The sequence below is a fragment of the Rhodococcus sp. GXMU-t2271 genome (genome assembly GCF_041414735.1).
Lineage (GTDB): Bacteria > Actinomycetota > Actinomycetes > Mycobacteriales > Mycobacteriaceae > Rhodococcus > Rhodococcus indonesiensis.
On record NZ_JAUIZP010000050.1, the window covers coordinates 1 to 17804 of the forward strand.

Here is a 17804-nt window from a genome sequence, read left to right on the forward strand (position 1 = left end):
GATCTGCACGGTGCCGATGGACGCCCCGGGCATCAAGCTGATCTCGCGGGCCTCCTACTCGCAGAACGCCAATGTCGTCGGTTCGCCGTTCGACTACCCGCTGTCCTCCCGCATGGACGAGAACGACGCCATCTTCATCTTCGACAAGGTGCTGGTGCCGTGGGAGAACGTCTTCATGTACGGCGACGTGGAGAAGATCAACAATTTCCTCGGCGGCTCCGGATTCCTCCAGCGCTTCACTCTGCAGGGCTGCACCCGTCTGGCGGTCAAGCTCGACTTCATCGCCGGCCTGCTGATGAAGGCGCTCGACGCGACCGGCGCCGGCGGGTTCCGCGGCGTGCAGACCCGCGTGGGCGAGGTCATCGGCTGGCGCAACCTGTTCTGGTCGCTGACCGACGCGATGGTCAACAACCCGGAACCGTGGATCGGGGACACCGTCATCCCGAAGCTCGAGTACGGCCTGACCTACCGGATGTTCGCGATGCAGGGCTACCCGCGCATCAAGGAGATCATCGAGCAGGACGTCGCCTCGGGCCTGATCTACCTGCCGTCCTCGGCCGCGGACTTCAAGAATCCGGACGTGCGTCCCTACCTGGCCAACTACGTCCGCGGCTCGGACGGCCTCACCGCGGTGGACCGGGTCAAGGTCATTAAGGCGCTGTGGGATTCGATCGGCTCCGAATTCGGCGGCCGCCACGAACTCTACGAGCGCAACTACGCCGGCAACCACGAGAACGTCAAGGCCGAGCTCCTCTTCGCGGCGGAGGGACGTGGAGACGTGTCCTCCATGAAGGGCCTGGCCGAGCAGTTCATGAGCGAGTACGACCTCGACGGCTGGACCGTGCCCGACCTGATCGGCAACGACGACGTGTCCCATTTCCGCCGCGCCTGAACACTTCCCGGGAGACATCATGACCACCATCGAAAGTCCCACCGCGGTCGCCTCCGGCAACGCCGCCACCGACAAGTTCAAGGGTGAACGCTTCACCGCCGACACCTCGCCGGAACGGTTGTCCGCCATCGCGACCGAAGCACTCGCGGGATTCGGTGCGCTGATCCGGAAGCACGCCGTCACCTACGACGAGTACCGCGTGCTCAAGCAGTGGCTCATCGACGTCGGCGAGGGCGGCGAGTGGCCCCTCCTGCTGGACGTGTTCGTCGAGCACGAGATCGAGGACGTCAACTCCCGGCGGTTCCGCGGCACCAAGGGCAGCATCGAGGGGCCGTACTACGTTCCGGGCGCCCCCGAACTACCCGCACAGTGCGCCCTCCCGATGCGCGACGAGGACCGCGTCCACCCCCCGCTGGTCCTGCGCGGGCAGGTCACCGACCTCGACGGTCGGGGCCTCGACGGCGCACGCATGGAGATCTGGCACGCCGACGACGAGGGCTACTATTCGCAGTTCGCCCCGCACCTGCCGCAGTGGAATCTGCGCGGCACCGTCGTCGCCGACGCCGAGGGCCGGTACGCGATCACCACCATCGAACCGGCTCCGTACCAGATCCCGACGGACGGGCCCACCGGCCAGTTCATCGAGGCGGCCGGCTGGCACCCGTGGCGCCCGGCGCACCTGCACCTCCGGGTGACCGCACCCGGCCGGCAGCCGATCGTCACCCAGCTGTACTTCGCCGGCGGTGACTGGCTCGACGACGACGTCGCGACGGCGACGAAGCCGGAACTCGTCCTCGATCCGCAGGTCGACGACGCCGGACGCAAGGTCGCCACGTACGACTTCGCGCTCGATCCACTCGCGGACTGACACGCCCCGCGCCGCCGGTGTGTCCTTCGGGTTGCTCCCACAGCCCGAAGGACGCACCGGCGGCGAAGCCGCATATCGTGTGACCCATGAGCGCCGCCGCCGAGTCCGTGTCGAGCATCTACATCGCCGCGCCGGAAGGCGACACCGGCAAGTCCACCGTCGCGCTCGGCCTGCTCCAGGCGCTGTGCGCCTCCGCCGCGCGCGTCGGTGTCTTCCGTCCCATCGCCCGCTCCGACAACGACCGCGACTACATCCTCGAACTGCTCCTCGAACGCATCACCGTCGACCTCGACTACGACGAGTGCGTCGGCGCCACCTACGACGACGTGCACGCCGACCCCGAGGCCGCCCTCAGCGAGATCGTCGTCAAGTACCACGCCGTCGCGGACCGCTGCGACGCCGTCGTCATCGTCGGCAGCGACTACACGGAGATCGCCAACCCCAGCGAACTCGGCTACAACGCCCGCATCGCCGCCAATCTCGACGCGCCCGTCCTGCTCGTCCTGCGTGGCTCTCGGCGCACCCCCGACGAGGTGGCGCAACTGACCAGCGTGTGCACCGCCGAACTCGCCGCCCAGCATGCCCACCTGACCGGAATCGTCGTCAACCGCTGCCCCGCCGACCGCCTCGACGAGATCGCCGCGGCTGTCGGCGATCGGGGTGTGCCGCTGTGGACCCTGCCGGAGGTGCCGATTCTCGTCGCGCCGACCATGGGGGAACTGCTCACCGCGATCGACGGCGAACTCTACAGCGGCGACCCGGAACTGCTGCACCGCGAAGCGCTGCGCGTCATGGTCGGCGGCATGACCGCCGAACACATCCTCGAACGCCTCACCGAGAGCGTCGTGGTCATCGCCCCCGCCGACCGCTCCGACGTGCTCCTCGCCCTCGTCAATGCCAATGCGGCCCAGGGTTTTCCGTCGCTGGCCGGGATCATCATGAACGGCGGACTCCTGCCGCACCCGGCGGTGGCGCAGCTCGTCGCCGGACTCAAGCCCAGCCTGCCGATCCTGACGACGAGCCTCGGAACCTTCGACACCGCGTCGGCCGCCGACCGGACACGTGGGCGCATGGCCCTCGGCGCGCACCGCAAGATCGACACCGCCGTCGCGCTGATGGAACAGCACGTGGACACCGATCAGCTGTTGAGCCGTCTCGACGTACCGCGGCCGTCCGTCACGACCCCGCAGATGTTCGAGTACCAGCTCATCGACTGGGCGCGCCGTCAGCGCCGGCACATCGTGCTGCCCGAGGGCGAGGACGATCGGATCCTGCGCGCGGCCGGGCGTGTCCTGCAACGCCGGATCGCCGACCTGACGATCCTCGGCGACGAGACGCAGGTGCGGCGCCGGGCCACCGAACTCGGCGTGGACCTGAGCGCCGCGAAGGTGCTCGATCCCAGATCGTCCGAACTCGCCGAGCAGTTCGCCGAGGAATACGCCCGGCTGCGTGCCCACAAGGGAATGACGATCGAACGCGCTCGCGAGATCATGAGCGACATCTCGTATTTCGGCACGATGATGGTGCATCTCGGCATCGCCGACGGCATGGTTTCCGGTGCCGCGCACACCACCGCGCACACGATCCGCCCGTCCTTCGAGATCGTCAAGACCGAACCCGGCGTGTCCACGGTGTCGAGCATCTTCCTCATGTGCCTGTCGGACCGGGTGCTCGCCTACGGCGACTGCGCGGTGGTACCCGACCCCACCACCGAACAGCTCGCCGACATCGCGATCTCCTCGGCCGCCACCGCCGCACGCTTCGGCATCGAACCGCGCATCGCGATGCTGTCCTACTCGACCGGCGAATCCGGCTCGGGCGCCGACGTCGACAAGGTCCGCGCCGCCACCGCCCTGGTGCGCGAACGCAGGCCCGATCTGCCGGTGGAAGGGCCGATCCAGTACGACGCCGCGATCGAACCGTCCGTCGCCAGCGCCAAGCTGCCCGGCTCGGAGGTCGCCGGCCGGGCGACCGTGTTCATCTTCCCGGACCTCAACACCGGTAACAACACCTACAAGGCCGTGCAGCGCAGCGCCGGAGCCGTTGCCGTCGGTCCGGTCCTGCAGGGCCTGCGCAAACCCGTCAACGACCTGTCGCGGGGAGCGCTGATCCAGGACATCGTGAACACGGTGGCGATCACCGCGATCCAGGCGCAGGAGACCGGCGAATGAGCGCCCGGACGGACGGCACCGTGCTGGTGCTCAACTCGGGCTCGTCGTCGATCAAGTTCCAGCTCGTCCACCCCGAGACCGGAGAGTCGGTGGCGCACGGTCTCGTCGAACGGATCGGCGAGCCGGAAGGCCGGGTCGTGTTCCACCACACCACCGGCACCGAGGAACACGTCGGTCCCATCGAGAATCACCGGGCCGGACTGCGGATCGTCCTCGACTGGGTGGAGGGACTGGGCCGGCCACTGCGCGAGGCCGGCATCGTCGCCGTCGGTCACCGGCTCGTCCACGGCGGCGAGGTGTTCCACGAGCCCACTCTCGTCGACGACGACGTGGTGCGCACCGTCGAGGAACTGTCCATTCTTGCGCCGCTGCACAATCCCGCGAACGTCATCGGCATGGAGGTCGCGCGCGAGGAACTGCCCGACATTCCGCACGTCGGGGTGTTCGACACGGCGTTCTTCCACGCCCTGCCCGCCGAAGCCGCGACCTACGCGATCGACCGGGACGTCGCGCGGGCACACGGCATCCGGCGGTACGGGTTCCACGGCACGTCGCACCAGTACGTGTCCGAACGTGCGGCCCGGTTCCTCGGACGGGAACTGTCCGAGCTGAACCAGATCGTGCTGCATCTCGGCAACGGTGCGTCGGCCTCCGCGATCGCCGGCGGCCGGCCCGTCGACACATCCATGGGATTGACCCCTCTCGAGGGTCTGGTCATGGGAACCCGTTGCGGCGACATCGATCCCGGCGTGCTGCTGCATCTGAATCGCAGCGCGGGCATGGACGTCGACACCATCGACGGTCTGCTCAACCGGCGCTCCGGGCTCAAGGGCCTGTCCGGTGTCAACGACTTCCGGGCGCTGTTGCGGCTCGTCGCCGAGGGTTCCGAGGACGCGAAGCTGGCCTACGACGTCTACGTGCACCGACTGCGCAAGTACCTCGGCGCGTATCTCGTCGAACTCGGCGGCGTCGACGTCGTCGTCTTCACCGGCGGGGTGGGCGAGAACAACGTCGACGTCCGTCGCGACGCCCTCGCCGGCCTCGAACGCCTCGGCATCGTCGTCGACGACGCCCGCAACGTCGCGCCGGAGCGCGGCGAGCGGCGCATCTCGGCGGACACGTCCCAGGTAGAGGTCCTCGTGATCCCGACCAACGAGGAGCTCGCGATCGCGCGGGCGGCCGCGGCGCTGGTGTAGACGAGCGGGACGTTTCCGCGCCGAGCGGGAGGTTGTCGTCGAGCCCACTCGGCCGATGCCGCGAGATCCTCCCGCTCGTTTTCTCACCACCGGGCGCCGGCCGCCCACAACGCCGCCCGCACGCGCTCGAGCACGACGTCCGGGCGTTGGGCGAGCAGTCGCGCGTCGACCCGGACGACCCGCCAGCCCGCGGACTCGAGCAGTGCGTACCGGTCGATGTCCCGGGTGCGCTGAGCGGGGTCCGTCCAGTGGTGTTCGCCGTCGTACTCGACGAGGACCCGCCAGCATCGCCACCCCAGGTCAGCGCGGGCGAGCAGTCGTCCGTCCGCGGCACGGACGTGGATCTGAGTCTCGGGAGCGGGAAGCCCCGCGCGCACGAGCAGCAGGCGCGTCCGTGTCTCGGGTGGCGACTCGGCGCCGCCGTCGACGAGGCCGAGCACCTGCCGCAGTGCGGACACCCCACGCGCTCCCGCGTGCCGACCGGCGAGCTCGCGGATCTCCGCAGGCATCAGGCCGGTGGCGTGACACAAGGCGTCGAGGAGTTCGACAGCGCGGTCTCCCTTCACCGTGCGGCCGAGGTCGAACCCCGTCCGCGCGGGACTGGTCACCGTCATTCCGTCCACGCGGCACAGTTCGTCGTCGTCGGGGATGCCCTGCCGGACGACGATGCCGGAGGGCGCACGCACGTGACCGGCCCGAAGCAGCTCCGCCGGGGCGGAGCCGTCTATCCACTTCGTCCCGTGCAGCGCCGCGGCCGACAGGCCGGCGAGCGTTCCCCTGCCCGCCGACCACAACCAGGCGGCCCGGGCTCTGGTGCGTGCCGTGGGCGCGACACCGCGCCGCACGTAGACATCACGGTGCAGGCGGACGAATCCGTGCCGCAACTCGTAGGCGGTCAGCGCACCGGACGCGATCGCCTCGGTGCCCCGGAAGGGAGCGTCGAAGGAATGCACGGACGCACACGATGCAGGGCGTCCGGCCGCTGCGGAACCCCCGGTCACCGGACTGTGGACAACTTCCGGGTTGTCCACAGCGGTGGTGAGCGGGCGGATTCCGCGCCGAGCGGGAGGTTGTCGTCGAGCCCACTCGGCCGATGCCGCGAGATCCTCCCGCTCGGCTCACAGCAGGCTGCGGGGGCGGATGGCGTTGGCCAGGTCGACGAGGGTGAATCGGTGGGCGCGGGTCGGCGCGTTGCGGGCCAGGTCTCGCAGACCGGACTCGGTGCCGCTGCGAAGGCCCCTCTCGTCGAACGGGACGTCGAGAATCGGGTCCGATCGGCGGCGTGCCGAGTGCCCCGCGCGGACCCAGTCGAGAGCGATCGACAGCACCAGGGTGCGCATCTGCAGGAGCCGTCCCTCCTCCGGCGACAACGTCTCCACCCGCCGCGCGGCCTCGCGCAGGTCGGCCTCCTCGATCTCGTCGACCGGGCGGTCGTGCAGCAGGATCAGCACGGTCGTCATCCGGGCGACAGCGTGATGCCGGGAACTGGGCGGCACCTGGTCGAGGGCGGCGATCGCGGCTGCCCGCTCGCCGCGGAGGGTGAGTTGCCGCGCCAGGCCGAACGCGGCGCTCACCACGTTGTGATCGGTGCGCCACACGGTGCGGTAGTAGTTCTCGCAGAACGCGCGCCAGGCATCGGGATCCTCGCTCTCCCAATGCTGCAGGATGAGTTCGGCGGTGGCCGCCAGAGCGAGCTTGGGTGCGGTCTCGCCGGGCATCGCGGCGAGCACCTTCTCGAATCTGCCGAAGGCGGACTCGTATTCGCCGTTGATCAGCTCGGCGAGACCGGCATACCAGTCGATGCGCCAGTCCGCTCCCAGGTCACGTTCCAGCTTGCCCAGGATCTCGGTGGCGCGCGCGCCGTGCCCGAGGTCGAGATGGGCACGGACCTCGGCGAGCGTGATCTCCCGGGAGAACGAGACGTCGGCCGTGCCGACGACGCGCTCGATGCCGTTGTCGCGCGCGTGGCGCAGCGCGTCGAGTGTCTGCTGAGGTTCGCTGTGCACCGCCGCCGCCAGCAGTGCCGCACTCGGATCGAGCGGATCGAGCAGCGGAACGGGCAGCGCTGCCGCCACATCACGCGCCGCGAGCTTCTCGTCCCGTTCGACACCGTCGACGATCGAATCCGTGCGCCCGACAGCCTCGTCCGTGCCGAACGTCGTCCGCTGTCGGCTGAACACCGACGACAGACCCGGATGCTCCTCGCCGGTCTGCTGCGACAGGATCTCGCGCAGGACACCCGTCAGCTGGCTCGCCATCTCGTCGGCCGACTCGAACCGTCGCTGCGGATCGGGATCGATCGCCCGCAGCAGCAACCGGTGGTAGGACTCGTACTCCGCCAGCAGCGGCGCCTCGGCCGGTGTCGGGAGGCCGTCGGCCGGACGCCCCTGCGTCCACGGCATGTCGAGGGTCAGCACGGCGAGGGTCCGGCCGACGGTGTAGATGTCGGACGCTACGGTCGGGCCGGTGCGCACGATCTCCGGGGCCTGGAAGCCCGGCGTGCCGTACAGGTAGCCGTAGTCCTCGATGCCGGTGACGGCACCGAGATCGATGAGTTTGAGCTGTTCCTCGGTGACCATGATGTTCTCGGGCTTGAGGTCGTTGTAGACGAGCCCGATCGAATGCAGATAGCTCAGCGCCGGCATGATCTCGAGGACGTACGCGACGGCCTGTTCGACGGGCATCCGCGAGGGCTTGGGACAGGTGTCGAGCACCTCGCGCAGCGAGTGCCCGCCCACGTATTCCATGACGATGTAGCCCATCGGGCTGCCGTCGGGGCGAGGGTGCTCGACGAAGTTGAAGATCTTCACGATGCTCGGATGCGTCACCTCGGCGAGGAACTGCTTCTCGGCCAGCGCGACGGCCTGCGCCTCGGCGTCTCCGGAGTGCAGCAGACCCTTCAGGACCACCCAGCGATCACTGACGTTCCGGTCGATCGCCAGGTAGATCCAGCCGAGACCACCGTGGGCGAGACAGCCCTGCACCACATACTGCCCGCCGACGACGTCGCCGACCGCGAGCAGCGGAGTGAACTCGAACGGGGTTCCGCACGAAGGACATCGGCCCGACGTCGCGCCCGGGCCGTTGGGTGTGCTGCGGCCGACCGGCTTGCCGCACTTCCAGCAGAACCGCTTGCCCTCGGCGACGTGCGGGTCGCGCAGGACGACGGACTCGGGGTCGACGGGTGTGGGGACGGGGATGTCGACGAGACCCGCGAGTCGCCGCCGCGACGGCAACCGCGACCGGGAGCGGCGTGAGGACGACCGCTGCGACGGCATGCTTCCCCGGCGACTGCGCTGAGTACCGGGACCGATACTCGGTGCTGTGCCCGGACCGCTGTCCGGTGCTGTTCCCGGCCGGGCGCTCGGTGCGGTCGCCGGACCGGAATCCGGGGGTGCCGCCGGTGCTGTCGCCGGTCCGGTGTCGTCGTCGGTGTCGGACATGCGTTCTCTCAGTCCACGTACGTCGGGGTCGGCGGCGCCGGGGCGGGACCGAGGACGGTGAGCCAACGGTTGTAGATCTGTGTCCACGTGCCGTCCCGACGGATCCGTTCGAGGGTGCCGTTGACGAACCGCACCAGGTCCTCACGGCCCTGCGCGATCCCGATGCCGTAGGGCTCGGTTCCGAGCGGCGCCCCCACCAGTTCCAGGTACGGGTCCTGGGAGGCGAGCCCGGCGAGGATCGTGTCGTCGGTGCTGACGGCGTCGACCTGGCGCTGCTGCAGCACGACGAGACAGTCCGCCCACGACGGGACGGTCAGAATCGCCGCGGACGGTTGCAGTTGCCGCAGACGCATGAGCGACGTCGTGCCGCGCACCGCACACACCCGCCGGCCGGCGAGATCGGCGACGTCCCGGACGTCGGAGCCCTTGACCACCAGGACACGCTGCTGGGCGACGAAGTACACCGTGGAGAAGTCGACGCGTTCACGTCGGGCACACGTGATCGTCATCGTCTTCGCGACGATGTCGACCGTGGAATCCTGCAGGGCCTGCTCCCGGTCCGCGGAGTTCAGGATCCGGAAGTCGAGCAGGTCCGGACTGCCGAGCAGATCCCGGGCGATCTCGCGGGCGATGTCCACGTCGAACCCGGCGATCCGGCCGGTCGACGGGTCGCGGAAACTCATCAGGTTGCTGCCGGTGTCGAGCCCGACGACGAGGCGTCCGCGCGCCCGGATCGCATCGAGGGCCGGTCCGGTCGTCGCCCCGTCGGGACGCAGCCCGGCGGTCGGGTCGCCGCAGTCCGGCTCCGGGGGGATCGGCACGTCGGTGGGCGCGAGTGCGGCGCGCTCCGGCAACGGCGGTTCGGTGTAGGACACGTCGGGACCGGCGACGATCTCCGGTTGCGACGTCGCGCACCCACCGGTGAGGACGGCCGCGGCGACGGCGACGGCGAGCAGGGCGTTGCGGATGTTCACAGGTACTCCCGGATTCGTGGCGCCAGTCCTCCCACGACGCCGAGCCACGCGAGCACGGTGAGCACCCACGCGGCCGGTGCGAGCGCGGACAGCGTGTCCGCGGCGCGGACCTCGTTGCCGCGCAGTTCGGCGCGCGCGAGGTCGATGCCCTGTTCGAGGGCGCGGTCGACGGCGTGGAACTGGGCCGCCGCCTCGTCGGGCCCGGGACCGGTGGCGAGGATCGCGGCAGCCGGGTAGTCGCCCCGGTCGAGTGCCGCCTGCACGCGGTCGTGCGATGCCAGCCACGCCGTGCGCGCTTCGGCGGCGCGGCCGGCCGGTTCGGCCTGGGACTCCACGTCGGTGGCCGCGGAGCCGGTGAGCAACTCCTCGAGACGGTCCATGCTGCCGTCGAACATCGCGTCGTATTCGCCGGTGACGTCCCGCCGGACCAGCTGCAGCGTCTCGGCGGTCCGGGCCTGCTGGGCGAGGATCCGGCTGTCGGTGAAGACCCCGAGCGGTTCGCCGCCGCGCTCGACGGCGTTCCGGGTGGCGCTCGACGAGATCAGTCCCGCGACGAGGAGCCAGCACAGCAGGATCCCCGTCGAGGCGATGGCCGTGAGCAGTCCGAGGTTGAGGGTGCGGCGGCTGATTCGCGAGACGATCACGTGCACGCCGGTCAGCGCGACGACCGTCATCAGCAGCATCCCGATCGACGTCCACGGCGGTTGCACCGCCGCCCGCTGGGTGGACGTGACGGCGGACGAGCTGCGTTCGTGCAGTTCCTGCGCCATCGGCAGCAGTTCGGACTGCATCAGGTACGAGGCCTCGCCGAGGTAGGCGGCGCCTACGGGGTTTCCAACGCGATTGTTCGCCCGGGCCGTCTCCACCAGGCCGGTGTAGACGGTGAGCCGGCCGGCGATGTCCGCCAGCAACCGGGCACTCACCCTGTCGTCGGCGGCGATTCCGCCGGCCGCGGCGACGACCTGGGTGGACGCCTCGCCGACGGCCTGGGTGTAGCGTTCCCGCACCTCCTCGGGTTCGATACCGCCCGCGATGAAACCCGTGGCGGCGGCCGCGTCCGCGACGGACAGCGCGCTGTAGAGACTCTGGGCTGCGTCGGCGAGGGGTTCGACGGACGTGAGCAGCCGATTGTGCGTGGCCTGCCGGCTCGTCACGGTCTGACCTGCGACGATGCCGGAGACGATGAGGAGGATCGACAGCAGCGCGCCGAGGGTGAGGAATGCGGCGGGGGTGGATCGGAGCAGGGCGCGCCAGTCGTCGGCGCGGCGGTCGTGGTCGACGACGGGACCGGACACGTCGCCGCGCTCGAGGCGACCCCCGACCGCGCCGAGCGTGGGGGTCACGCGCACGTCCACGAGAGCACCCCTTCCGATGTGGCACTGTGTGTGGCGAGCATATAAGCAGTGATGGGATGTTGTTGCCGTCCGAGGACGGTGGACGCCCGGCTCGCGGTCGGCGGCCGGGCGGCAGGGAGGCGGACGCGATGCGAGGTGACGGGGACGGCTGGGCCGTCGGACCCGACGGTGGTCGCCGGTGGGGCAGATTCGGCGCGGCCGGGCTGCTGCTGCGTGCACCGCTGCCCGACGGCACGCCGGCCGTGTTGCTCCAGCACCGCGCGGCGTGGAGCCACCAGGGCGGCACGTGGGCCCTGCCCGGCGGCGCCCGCGACAGCGACGAGAGTCCCGTCGCCGCGGCTGTACGGGAAGCCGAGGAGGAGACCGGGATCGACGCGGCTGCCGTGAACGTGCGCACCGAGCGGGTCACCTCCGGCGTGACCGGAGGATGGACGTACACCACGGTCGTCGCGGACACCCCGAGCCCGATGGCGACGACCCTCAACGGGGAGAGCACCGAACTGCGCTGGGTGCCGGAGGCGGATGTCGAGACCATGCCCCTGCACTCCGGGTTCGCGGCCGCCTGGCCGGACCTGCGAACCCGGGCGGTGCGGATGCTGCTCGACACGGCCAATGTCCTCGGCTCGCGGCCGAACGGCTGGTGGCGCGATCGGCCGGGTGCCACCGCACGACTGCTCGCGGAGCTGGCGGAGTCGGTGCCCCGCACCGTCGAACTGCCCGGCGGGTCCTTCGGCTGGGTGAGCCGCATCGAGGCGGTCCTCGAGGGGCAGGCCCGCGCAGCGGTGATCGACGACGACCGCACCCCGGTGCACTCCGCGGCCGGCAGCGGAGACGACGAGCTGGCCGTCCTGGCGAAGGGCACGTCGGCGGTCCTGGACCAGGTGCTCACCGTGGTGGTGACGGCCGACCGGGGACTGCGTGCCCGGCTGCCCGGGGACGTGCCGACCCTGGCGCCGTCGACGGTGCTCGGCTGGCTGTGACGGCCTCTCAGCCGGGCAGCGCGGCCTTCAGGGCCGCCGCCGCGGCCCGCGGATTCGGTGCCGCGGTGATGGCGCGGACCACCGCGATGCGGGTGGCACCGGCGTCGAGCACCTCGGGCAGCCGCTCGGCATCGATGCCACCGATGGCGAACCACGGCCGCCGCGGCTGCGACCGGGCCACCTCCCGCAGCACCTCGAGTCCCGCTGCGGTGCGACCCGGCTTGGTGGGGGTCTCCCACACCGGTCCGTTGGCGAAATAGTCGACACCGTCCTCGATGTCGGCGAGGCTGGCCTGGGCCCGGCTGGCGGTCGAGCGGCCGATCACCACGTCGTCGCCGAGGACCTGCCGGGCGTACCGCACCGGCAGGTCGCCCTGCCCGAGGTGCAGGATGTCGGCGCCGGCGGCCAGGGCGATGTCGGCGCGATCGTTGACGGCCAGCAGGGCGCCGTGCCGGTGGCAGGCGGCGGCGAGCACCTCGAGTGCTTCGAGTTCCTCGCGCGCCTCGAGCGGGCCGAACTTCTTCTCGCCTGCCGAGCCCTTGTCGCGGAGCTGGACGATGTCGACACCGCCCGCAAGGGCCTCCTCGACGAATCGAGCCAGGTCGCCGGTGTCGCGACGGGCGTCGGTGCACAGGTAGAGCCGGGCCTGCGCGAGGCGTTCCCGGGGGGCGGGATGGTTGCCACGGTAGGTAGTCACGGCGGAGACGGTAGTCTCTGCTCTGAACGAATCGACACGGGAGTCCCGGGGATCGCGGGGCTGAGAGGGGGCCTGCCGGCCCCGACCGTCAGCACCTGAACCGGATCATGCCGGCGCAGGGAGTGAGGTGGACGAACTGTTGGGAACCGTATCCGTTGTCGGCGGAGGCGTGATCGGGCTGTCGATCGCCTGGCACGCGGCCCGGGCCGGCTGGACCGCGACCGTGCACGACCCGTCCCCGGGAGCGGGGGCGTCCTGGGTGGCCGGGGGGATGCTGGCACCCTTGTCGGAGGGTTGGCCGGGTGAGGAACACGTCCTCGAGCTGGGCGCCGCGTCGCTGGCCCGCTGGCCGGCGTTCGGCGCCGAGCTGCTCCGGGAGACCGGCCTCGACCTGTTCACCTCCACTGCATCGCTGACCGTCGCGCTGGACGCGGCCGACGCCGCCGACCTGCGCACGATCGCCGAGTGGGTGTCGGCCCAGGGGCACGAGATGCGCGTACTGGGCCGCGCCGAGGTGCGCGAACTCGAGCCGTCGCTCGGCCCGCGCATCCGTCTGGGGCTGCTGGCCCCGGACGAGCTGGCCGTGGACAACCGGGTTCTTGTCGACGCACTGCGACGGGCGGCCGCCGGGGCCGGGGTCACCTTCGTCGACGAGCCGGTCCGTGACGTCACGCAACTGGGCGCCGACCGAGTGGTGCTCGCGGCCGGCGCCGCCTCGGCGCGGCTGTGGCCGGGCTTGCCGGTGCGGCCGGTCAAGGGGGAGATCCTGCGGTTGCGGACCCGTCCGGGCGCGGCTCCCGCCCCGCACCGGACGGTCCGCGGCAGCGTGCACGGCCGGCCCGCGTACCTGGTGCCGCGCGCGGACGGGCTCGTCGTCGGCGCAACCCAGTACGAGGCCGACGACACGCAGGTCACCGTCGCGGGGGTGCGGGATCTCGTCGCCGACGCCGAGACGCTGTTCCCGGCGATCGGCGAGTACGAGCTGTACGAGGCGAGTGCGGGACTGCGACCCGTGAGCCCGGACAACCTGCCGCTGATCGGCCGGCTGTCCGAGCGGGTGATCGCCGCGACCGGGCACGGTCGCAACGGCGTGCTGCTGACCCCGGTCACGGCGGACGCGGTGGTCGCGGAGCTCGCGGACGAACCGCTCGCTGTGGCGAAATATGCTGATCCGCAACGATTTACCGAGGAGTGAGTGTGATGAACGGTGCGCCGACGGTGGGAGTCACGGTCAATGGGGAGGAGCGCTGGTTCGCCGAGGCGCCGACGATGGCCGAGTTGCTGAGCGGGCTCGGGCTGCCCGACAGGGGGGTCGCCGTCGCCGTGGACGGTGCCGTCTTCCCCCGGGGACGCTGGTCCGAGCGCGTCGAGAAGGGCTGGCAGATCGAGGTGCTGACGGCGGTGCAGGGTGGCTGAGCGCGACCCCGGCCACGACCTGCCGCCCCTGACGATCGCCGGACGCAGCTTCGCCTCGCGGCTGATCACCGGCACCGGTGGGGCCGCGAACCTCGCCGTGCTCGAGGAGGCCCTCGTGGCCTCCGGTACCGAGCTGACCACCGTGGCGATGCGCCGGGTGGACGCGGCGTCCGGGACCGGCGTGCTCGATCTGCTGCGCCGCCTCGACATCGCGCCGCTCCCCAACACCGCCGGCTGCCGCGGCGCCGCCGAGGCGGTGCTCACCGCACAACTCGGCCGCGAGGCGCTCGGAACGGACTGGGTCAAACTCGAGGTCGTCGCCGACGAACGCACGCTGCTGCCCGACGCGATCGAACTCGTCTCGGCCGCCGAGCAACTCGTCGACGACGGGTTCGTCGTGCTGCCCTACACCAACGACGACCCGGTGCTGGCGCGACGGCTCGAGGACGTCGGCTGCGCCGCCGTGATGCCGCTCGGCTCGCCGATCGGCACGGGCCTCGGGGTCGCCAACCCGCACCACATCGAGATGATCGTCGAGGCCGCCGGGGTGCCGGTGATCCTCGACGCGGGCATCGGCACGGCCTCGGACGCCGCGCTCGCGATGGAACTCGGGTGCGACGCGGTGCTGCTGGCGACCGCGGTGACCCGGGCGAAGGACCCGGCCCTCATGGCGTCCGCGATGCGCCACGCCGTCGAGGCCGGCTTCCGGGCCCGGCACGCGGGCCGCATCCCGAAGCGGTTCTGGGCGCAGGCGTCGTCGCCGCTCGAGCCCTGAGACGACCCGATGTGAGGCCGTGACGGTCGGTTTCCCACCGGACCGGGGGCGCCCACCGGACCCGGTGGTGCCGCACGCGTCGCGGCACCACCGGCGTCGTCGGCGGCGGCGAGCAGTGGTGCACGGGTGGTTCTCTTCCCACGATCGAGGGACGGCAGCGGTGGCCGGATCGTGCAGTTCGGGCGATACCGGTCGAAGCGGAATGCGCCTATTGCCTCCAGTGGATCGGGGGAGCAAGGTGAAGCCTGGGGAACGACAACGACCGGCGGCGCCGCGTCGGCACCGCCCTGAGGAGAAGGGTGCCGATCGTGTTCGCACGCTCGACCACAATTCACGCGCATCCGTCGTACATCGATGCCGGGATCAGGCACGTACGCGACACCGTGATGCCCACGCTGGCAGACATCGAGGGCTGCCTCGGCATGTCCCTGCTGATCGATCGCGGCTCGGGCCGGTGCATCGCGACCAGTTCGTGGCGCGACGACGAATCGATGCGCGCCAGCGAAGGAGCGGTGCGCACGCTACGTGACGAGGCCGCCAGGATCTTCCACGGCACCACGGAGGTGTCGCGGTGGGAGATCGCCGTCATGCATCGCGACCACCATTCGGATCGCGGGGCCTGGTGCCGGGTCACGTGGATCAGGACCGAGCCGGCGCACATGGACCGTGGCGTCGACCTGTGGAAGATGGGCGCACTGCCCAAGGTGGAGGAACTCGACGGGTTCTGCAGCGCCAGCCTGATGATCGACCGCGCGTCCGGCCGCGGGGTGTCGTCGATGACGTTCGACAGCGCCGAGGCGATCGAACGCCACAGGGAACGCCTCGACGGCATCCGGGCGGCAGTGGTTCGCGAAGCGGGCGCGGAGATACTCGACACCTGCGAATTCGAGCTCGCCATCGCCCACCTGCACGTCCCCGAGATGGCGTGAGCCGGAGGGCGCCGGCGCCGCGTGTCCTCCACCTTGCCGTCGAGGACGAGTCGCCACCTGCTGCCGTCAGCCGCCGACGGTCAGGGGTCTGCCTGTCGGTCCGGGCCGGATTCCGGATCGAGAGGGTCAGGCTGCGGGTAGGTCGCGCACGTACCGGCCGGGGGCCGCCTCGAGCGCGGGGTGCCGGGTACTGCCGGGTGCGCTCGGCGCGGTGGTCTCCTCTCCGCCGTGGGCGAGCACCCAGTCGGCCCAGGCCTGCCACCAGCTGCCCTGCTGCCGCTCGGCGTGCTCGAGCCAGGTGTCCGGGTCCGGGCCCGGTGTGCCGCCGGTCCAGTAGTGCGCCTTCGGGTTGCCGGGCGGGTTGACCAGGCTGGCGATGTGCCCGGAGAAGCTGAGCACGAATTCGGTGTCTCCCCCGAGCAGCTGGGTGGTGCGGTAGCAGTTGCGCCAGGCGGTCAGGTGATCGGCGATCGCGCCGGAGACGAAGGTGGGGACGGTGATCGACTTCAGGTCCACCGGTGTGCCCAGCACGGTGAACTTACCGCGCTCGACGAGCAGGTTGTCCCGGAACAGGTCGAGGAACTGACCGTGCAGGGTGCCGGGCAGATTGGTGCCGTCGGCGTTCCAGGCGAGGATGTCGAACGCCGGTGGGGTGCGTCCCATCAGGTAGTTGTTGACGACGTAGTTGAACACCAGGTCGTTCGGGCGCATCCAGGTGAATGCCGATCCCATGTCCCGCGCGCTGATCAGGCCCTTGCGGCGGGAGCGGCCCTTGGCGAACCGGATCAGGGCGGGCCGGGCGAACGCGCCGAGCAGTGCCGGATCGCCGAAGTCGAGCATCGTCACCGCATAGGCCATGCTGTGCACCCGGTCGTCGCCCCGGGCAGTGAGGTGGTTGAGCGCCGTGGTGGCGAGGATCCCCCCGGCGCAGAACCCGATCAGGTTCACGTCGTCGCTGCCGGTGATCTCCCGCACCTCGTCGATCGCCCGCAGGACCCGGCCGGCGTAGGTGTCGAAGTCCCAGTCGCCCTGCTCGGCGGTGGGGTTGCGCCACGAGAGCATGAAGGTCTGCAGGCCGCGGCCGACGCTGTACTCGACGAAGCTGCGTCCCGGTCGCAGGTCCAGGAAGTAGTACCGGCCGATCGGCGGGGGCACCACCAGCACCGGCCGGCGGCGGACCGTGGTGGTGGTGGGGGTGTACTGCAGCACCTCGGCGACCTCGTCGCGGGAGATCACCGCGCCCGGGGTGACCGCCAGGTCGGTGCCGACGGTGAAGGCGCCGCGGTCGACCATCGACGGCATGCCCCGGTTCTCGAGCAGGTCGGAGACGAAGTGCCTGGTGCCCCGCACGAGGCTGAGGCCGGCGGTGTCGAACGCCTCCTTCAGTGCCGCGGGGTTGGTCCACAGGTAGTTCGTCGGGGCCAGGGCCGCGGTGAGGATGTCGGCGGCGAATTTGGCCTCGGCCGCCCGGCGTGGGTCGATGCCGCGGCCGACGTCGTCGACGACGCCGTCGACGGCACCGGCAGCGGCCAGGTAGGTCTGCTCGAGCCGGCGGTAGGCCGGGTGCGTGCTCCAGGCCGGGTCGGCGAACCGGCGGTCGCCTTTCGCCGGTGCCACCGTGGAGCGGCCGACGGCGATCTTCGCCAGTTCCTTGCCGAACGACACGCCGTGCCGGGCCACCGTCCGGCCGTGACCGAACACGTCGGCCAGGGCGCCGACGGCCGCCCCGAGTCTCGGGGGCGCGACGTCCTCACCGCCTCCGATCGACTCCTCGACGCTCTCCCCGATCACGGCTCGTGTCTGGGTCATCACGGGCCTCCCTTCGACACCTGGATTGTCGCACCGATTCGCGCCTCTGGCGGCCGACAGTAGCGGATTTCGTTGAAGGACAATGCATTCATGCGGTATGTAGGGGTACCGGCGGTACCGGCACGCCGCCGGATGCGGCGGACGCCGCCGGCGACGACCGAACCCGGCGCGAGATATCGCGACTCCGGTCGCCGCTGCAAGGCGGATCGGCTGCCGGACGGCGGGGGGAGGCCCGCGTTACGCTCCTGATCCGGGGGCGGAACGCGCAGGCTTCGATGCGGTACGGCAGTTGTGAGGAA

Annotated in this window: 15 protein-coding genes and 1 riboswitch; of the genes, 9 read left to right on the top strand and 6 right to left on the bottom strand. The window is 70.8% G+C overall.

What is annotated here, in order from left to right:
• From QYS60_RS18720 to QYS60_RS18735, 4 genes are all read left to right on the top strand, one after another.
• The coding region (locus tag QYS60_RS18720) for a 4-hydroxyphenylacetate 3-hydroxylase C-terminal domain-containing protein (RefSeq protein ID WP_371383918.1) at positions 1-892 on the top strand (892 nt) is incomplete at its 5' end.
• 19 nt (positions 893-911) lie between these two features.
• The gene (catA, locus tag QYS60_RS18725) at positions 912-1760 is read left to right on the top strand and encodes a catechol 1,2-dioxygenase (RefSeq protein WP_371383919.1); all 849 of its coding nucleotides are present in this window, start codon (positions 912-914) and stop codon (positions 1758-1760) included.
• 86 nt (positions 1761-1846) lie between these two features.
• Positions 1847-3931, top strand: coding sequence for a phosphate acetyltransferase (gene pta, locus QYS60_RS18730; RefSeq protein WP_003937381.1), 2085 nt, complete (start codon positions 1847-1849; stop codon positions 3929-3931).
• The gene (locus QYS60_RS18735) at positions 3928-5127 is read left to right on the top strand and encodes an acetate kinase (RefSeq protein ID WP_371383920.1); all 1200 of its coding nucleotides are present in this window, start codon (positions 3928-3930) and stop codon (positions 5125-5127) included. The genes pta and QYS60_RS18735 overlap by 4 nt, the downstream gene beginning before the upstream one ends.
• Before the next feature lie 83 nt (positions 5128-5210).
• Here QYS60_RS18735 and QYS60_RS18740 read toward each other — a convergent pair whose 3' ends face one another.
• From QYS60_RS18740 to QYS60_RS18755, 4 genes are all read right to left on the bottom strand, one after another.
• Complete coding sequence (locus QYS60_RS18740) at positions 5211-6080, bottom strand: endonuclease domain-containing protein (protein WP_371383921.1); 870 nt, start codon at positions 6078-6080, stop codon at positions 5211-5213.
• A gap of 165 nt (positions 6081-6245) precedes the next feature.
• Positions 6246-8570, bottom strand: a complete 2325-nt coding sequence (locus QYS60_RS18745; protein WP_371383922.1) for a tetratricopeptide repeat protein — start codon at positions 8568-8570, stop codon at positions 6246-6248.
• Positions 8571-8578: 8 nt separating this feature from the next.
• Positions 8579-9544 (bottom strand): glutamate ABC transporter substrate-binding protein, encoded by a 966-nt coding sequence (locus tag QYS60_RS18750; RefSeq protein ID WP_371383923.1) that lies wholly within the window; start codon positions 9542-9544, stop codon positions 8579-8581.
• Positions 9541-10899: a hypothetical protein gene (locus tag QYS60_RS18755; RefSeq protein WP_371383924.1), complete on the bottom strand. Its 1359-nt coding sequence runs from the start codon at positions 10897-10899 to the stop codon at positions 9541-9543. The genes QYS60_RS18750 and QYS60_RS18755 overlap by 4 nt, the downstream gene beginning before the upstream one ends.
• Before the next feature lie 128 nt (positions 10900-11027).
• Between QYS60_RS18755 and QYS60_RS18760 the strand changes: the two genes are divergently transcribed.
• Complete coding sequence (locus tag QYS60_RS18760; protein ID WP_289379024.1) at positions 11028-11879, top strand: NUDIX hydrolase; 852 nt, start codon at positions 11028-11030, stop codon at positions 11877-11879.
• A 7-nt stretch (positions 11880-11886) separates the two neighbouring features.
• On the opposite strand, the gene thiE is transcribed toward QYS60_RS18760, so the two are convergent.
• Positions 11887-12576: a thiamine phosphate synthase gene (gene thiE, locus QYS60_RS18765; protein ID WP_003937388.1), complete on the bottom strand. Its 690-nt coding sequence runs from the start codon at positions 12574-12576 to the stop codon at positions 11887-11889.
• A 26-nt stretch (positions 12577-12602) separates the two neighbouring features.
• Positions 12603-12715: riboswitch (TPP riboswitch) on the top strand.
• Between thiE and thiO the strand changes: the two genes are divergently transcribed.
• From thiO to QYS60_RS18785, 4 genes are all read left to right on the top strand, one after another.
• Complete coding sequence (gene thiO, locus QYS60_RS18770) at positions 12704-13771, top strand: glycine oxidase ThiO (RefSeq protein ID WP_371383925.1); 1068 nt, start codon at positions 12704-12706, stop codon at positions 13769-13771. It overlaps the preceding riboswitch by 12 nt.
• A 5-nt stretch (positions 13772-13776) precedes the next feature.
• On the top strand, positions 13777-13992 hold the full coding sequence (thiS, locus tag QYS60_RS18775; RefSeq protein WP_162919330.1) for a sulfur carrier protein ThiS: 216 nt from the start codon (positions 13777-13779) through the stop codon (positions 13990-13992).
• Positions 13985-14767: a thiazole synthase gene (locus QYS60_RS18780; protein WP_289379026.1), complete on the top strand. Its 783-nt coding sequence runs from the start codon at positions 13985-13987 to the stop codon at positions 14765-14767. The genes thiS and QYS60_RS18780 overlap by 8 nt, the downstream gene beginning before the upstream one ends.
• 299 nt (positions 14768-15066) lie before the next feature.
• A complete protein-coding gene (locus QYS60_RS18785; RefSeq protein ID WP_289379028.1) occupies positions 15067-15696 on the top strand; it encodes an antibiotic biosynthesis monooxygenase in 630 nt (209 codons plus the stop codon).
• Between the two features lie 126 nt (positions 15697-15822).
• On the opposite strand, the gene QYS60_RS18790 is transcribed toward QYS60_RS18785, so the two are convergent.
• Positions 15823-17505, bottom strand: a complete 1683-nt coding sequence (locus QYS60_RS18790) for a PHA/PHB synthase family protein (protein WP_371383926.1) — start codon at positions 17503-17505, stop codon at positions 15823-15825.
• Positions 17506-17804 lie beyond the last annotated feature (299 nt).

Coding starts and splice junctions, on each gene's coding strand:
- pta (WP_003937381.1), top strand. CDS start 1,847: ATGAGCGCCGCCGCCGAGTCCGTGTCGAGCATCTACATCGCCGCGCCG.
- catA (WP_371383919.1), top strand. CDS start 912: ATGACCACCATCGAAAGTCCCACCGCGGTCGCCTCCGGCAACGCCGCC.
- QYS60_RS18745 (WP_371383922.1), bottom strand. CDS start 8,570: ATGTCCGACACCGACGACGACACCGGACCGGCGACAGCACCGGCGGCA.
- QYS60_RS18760 (WP_289379024.1), top strand. CDS start 11,028: ATGCGAGGTGACGGGGACGGCTGGGCCGTCGGACCCGACGGTGGTCGC.
- thiS (WP_162919330.1), top strand. CDS start 13,777: ATGAACGGTGCGCCGACGGTGGGAGTCACGGTCAATGGGGAGGAGCGC.
- QYS60_RS18790 (WP_371383926.1), bottom strand. CDS start 17,505: ATGACCCAGACACGAGCCGTGATCGGGGAGAGCGTCGAGGAGTCGATC.
- QYS60_RS18735 (WP_371383920.1), top strand. CDS start 3,928: ATGAGCGCCCGGACGGACGGCACCGTGCTGGTGCTCAACTCGGGCTCG.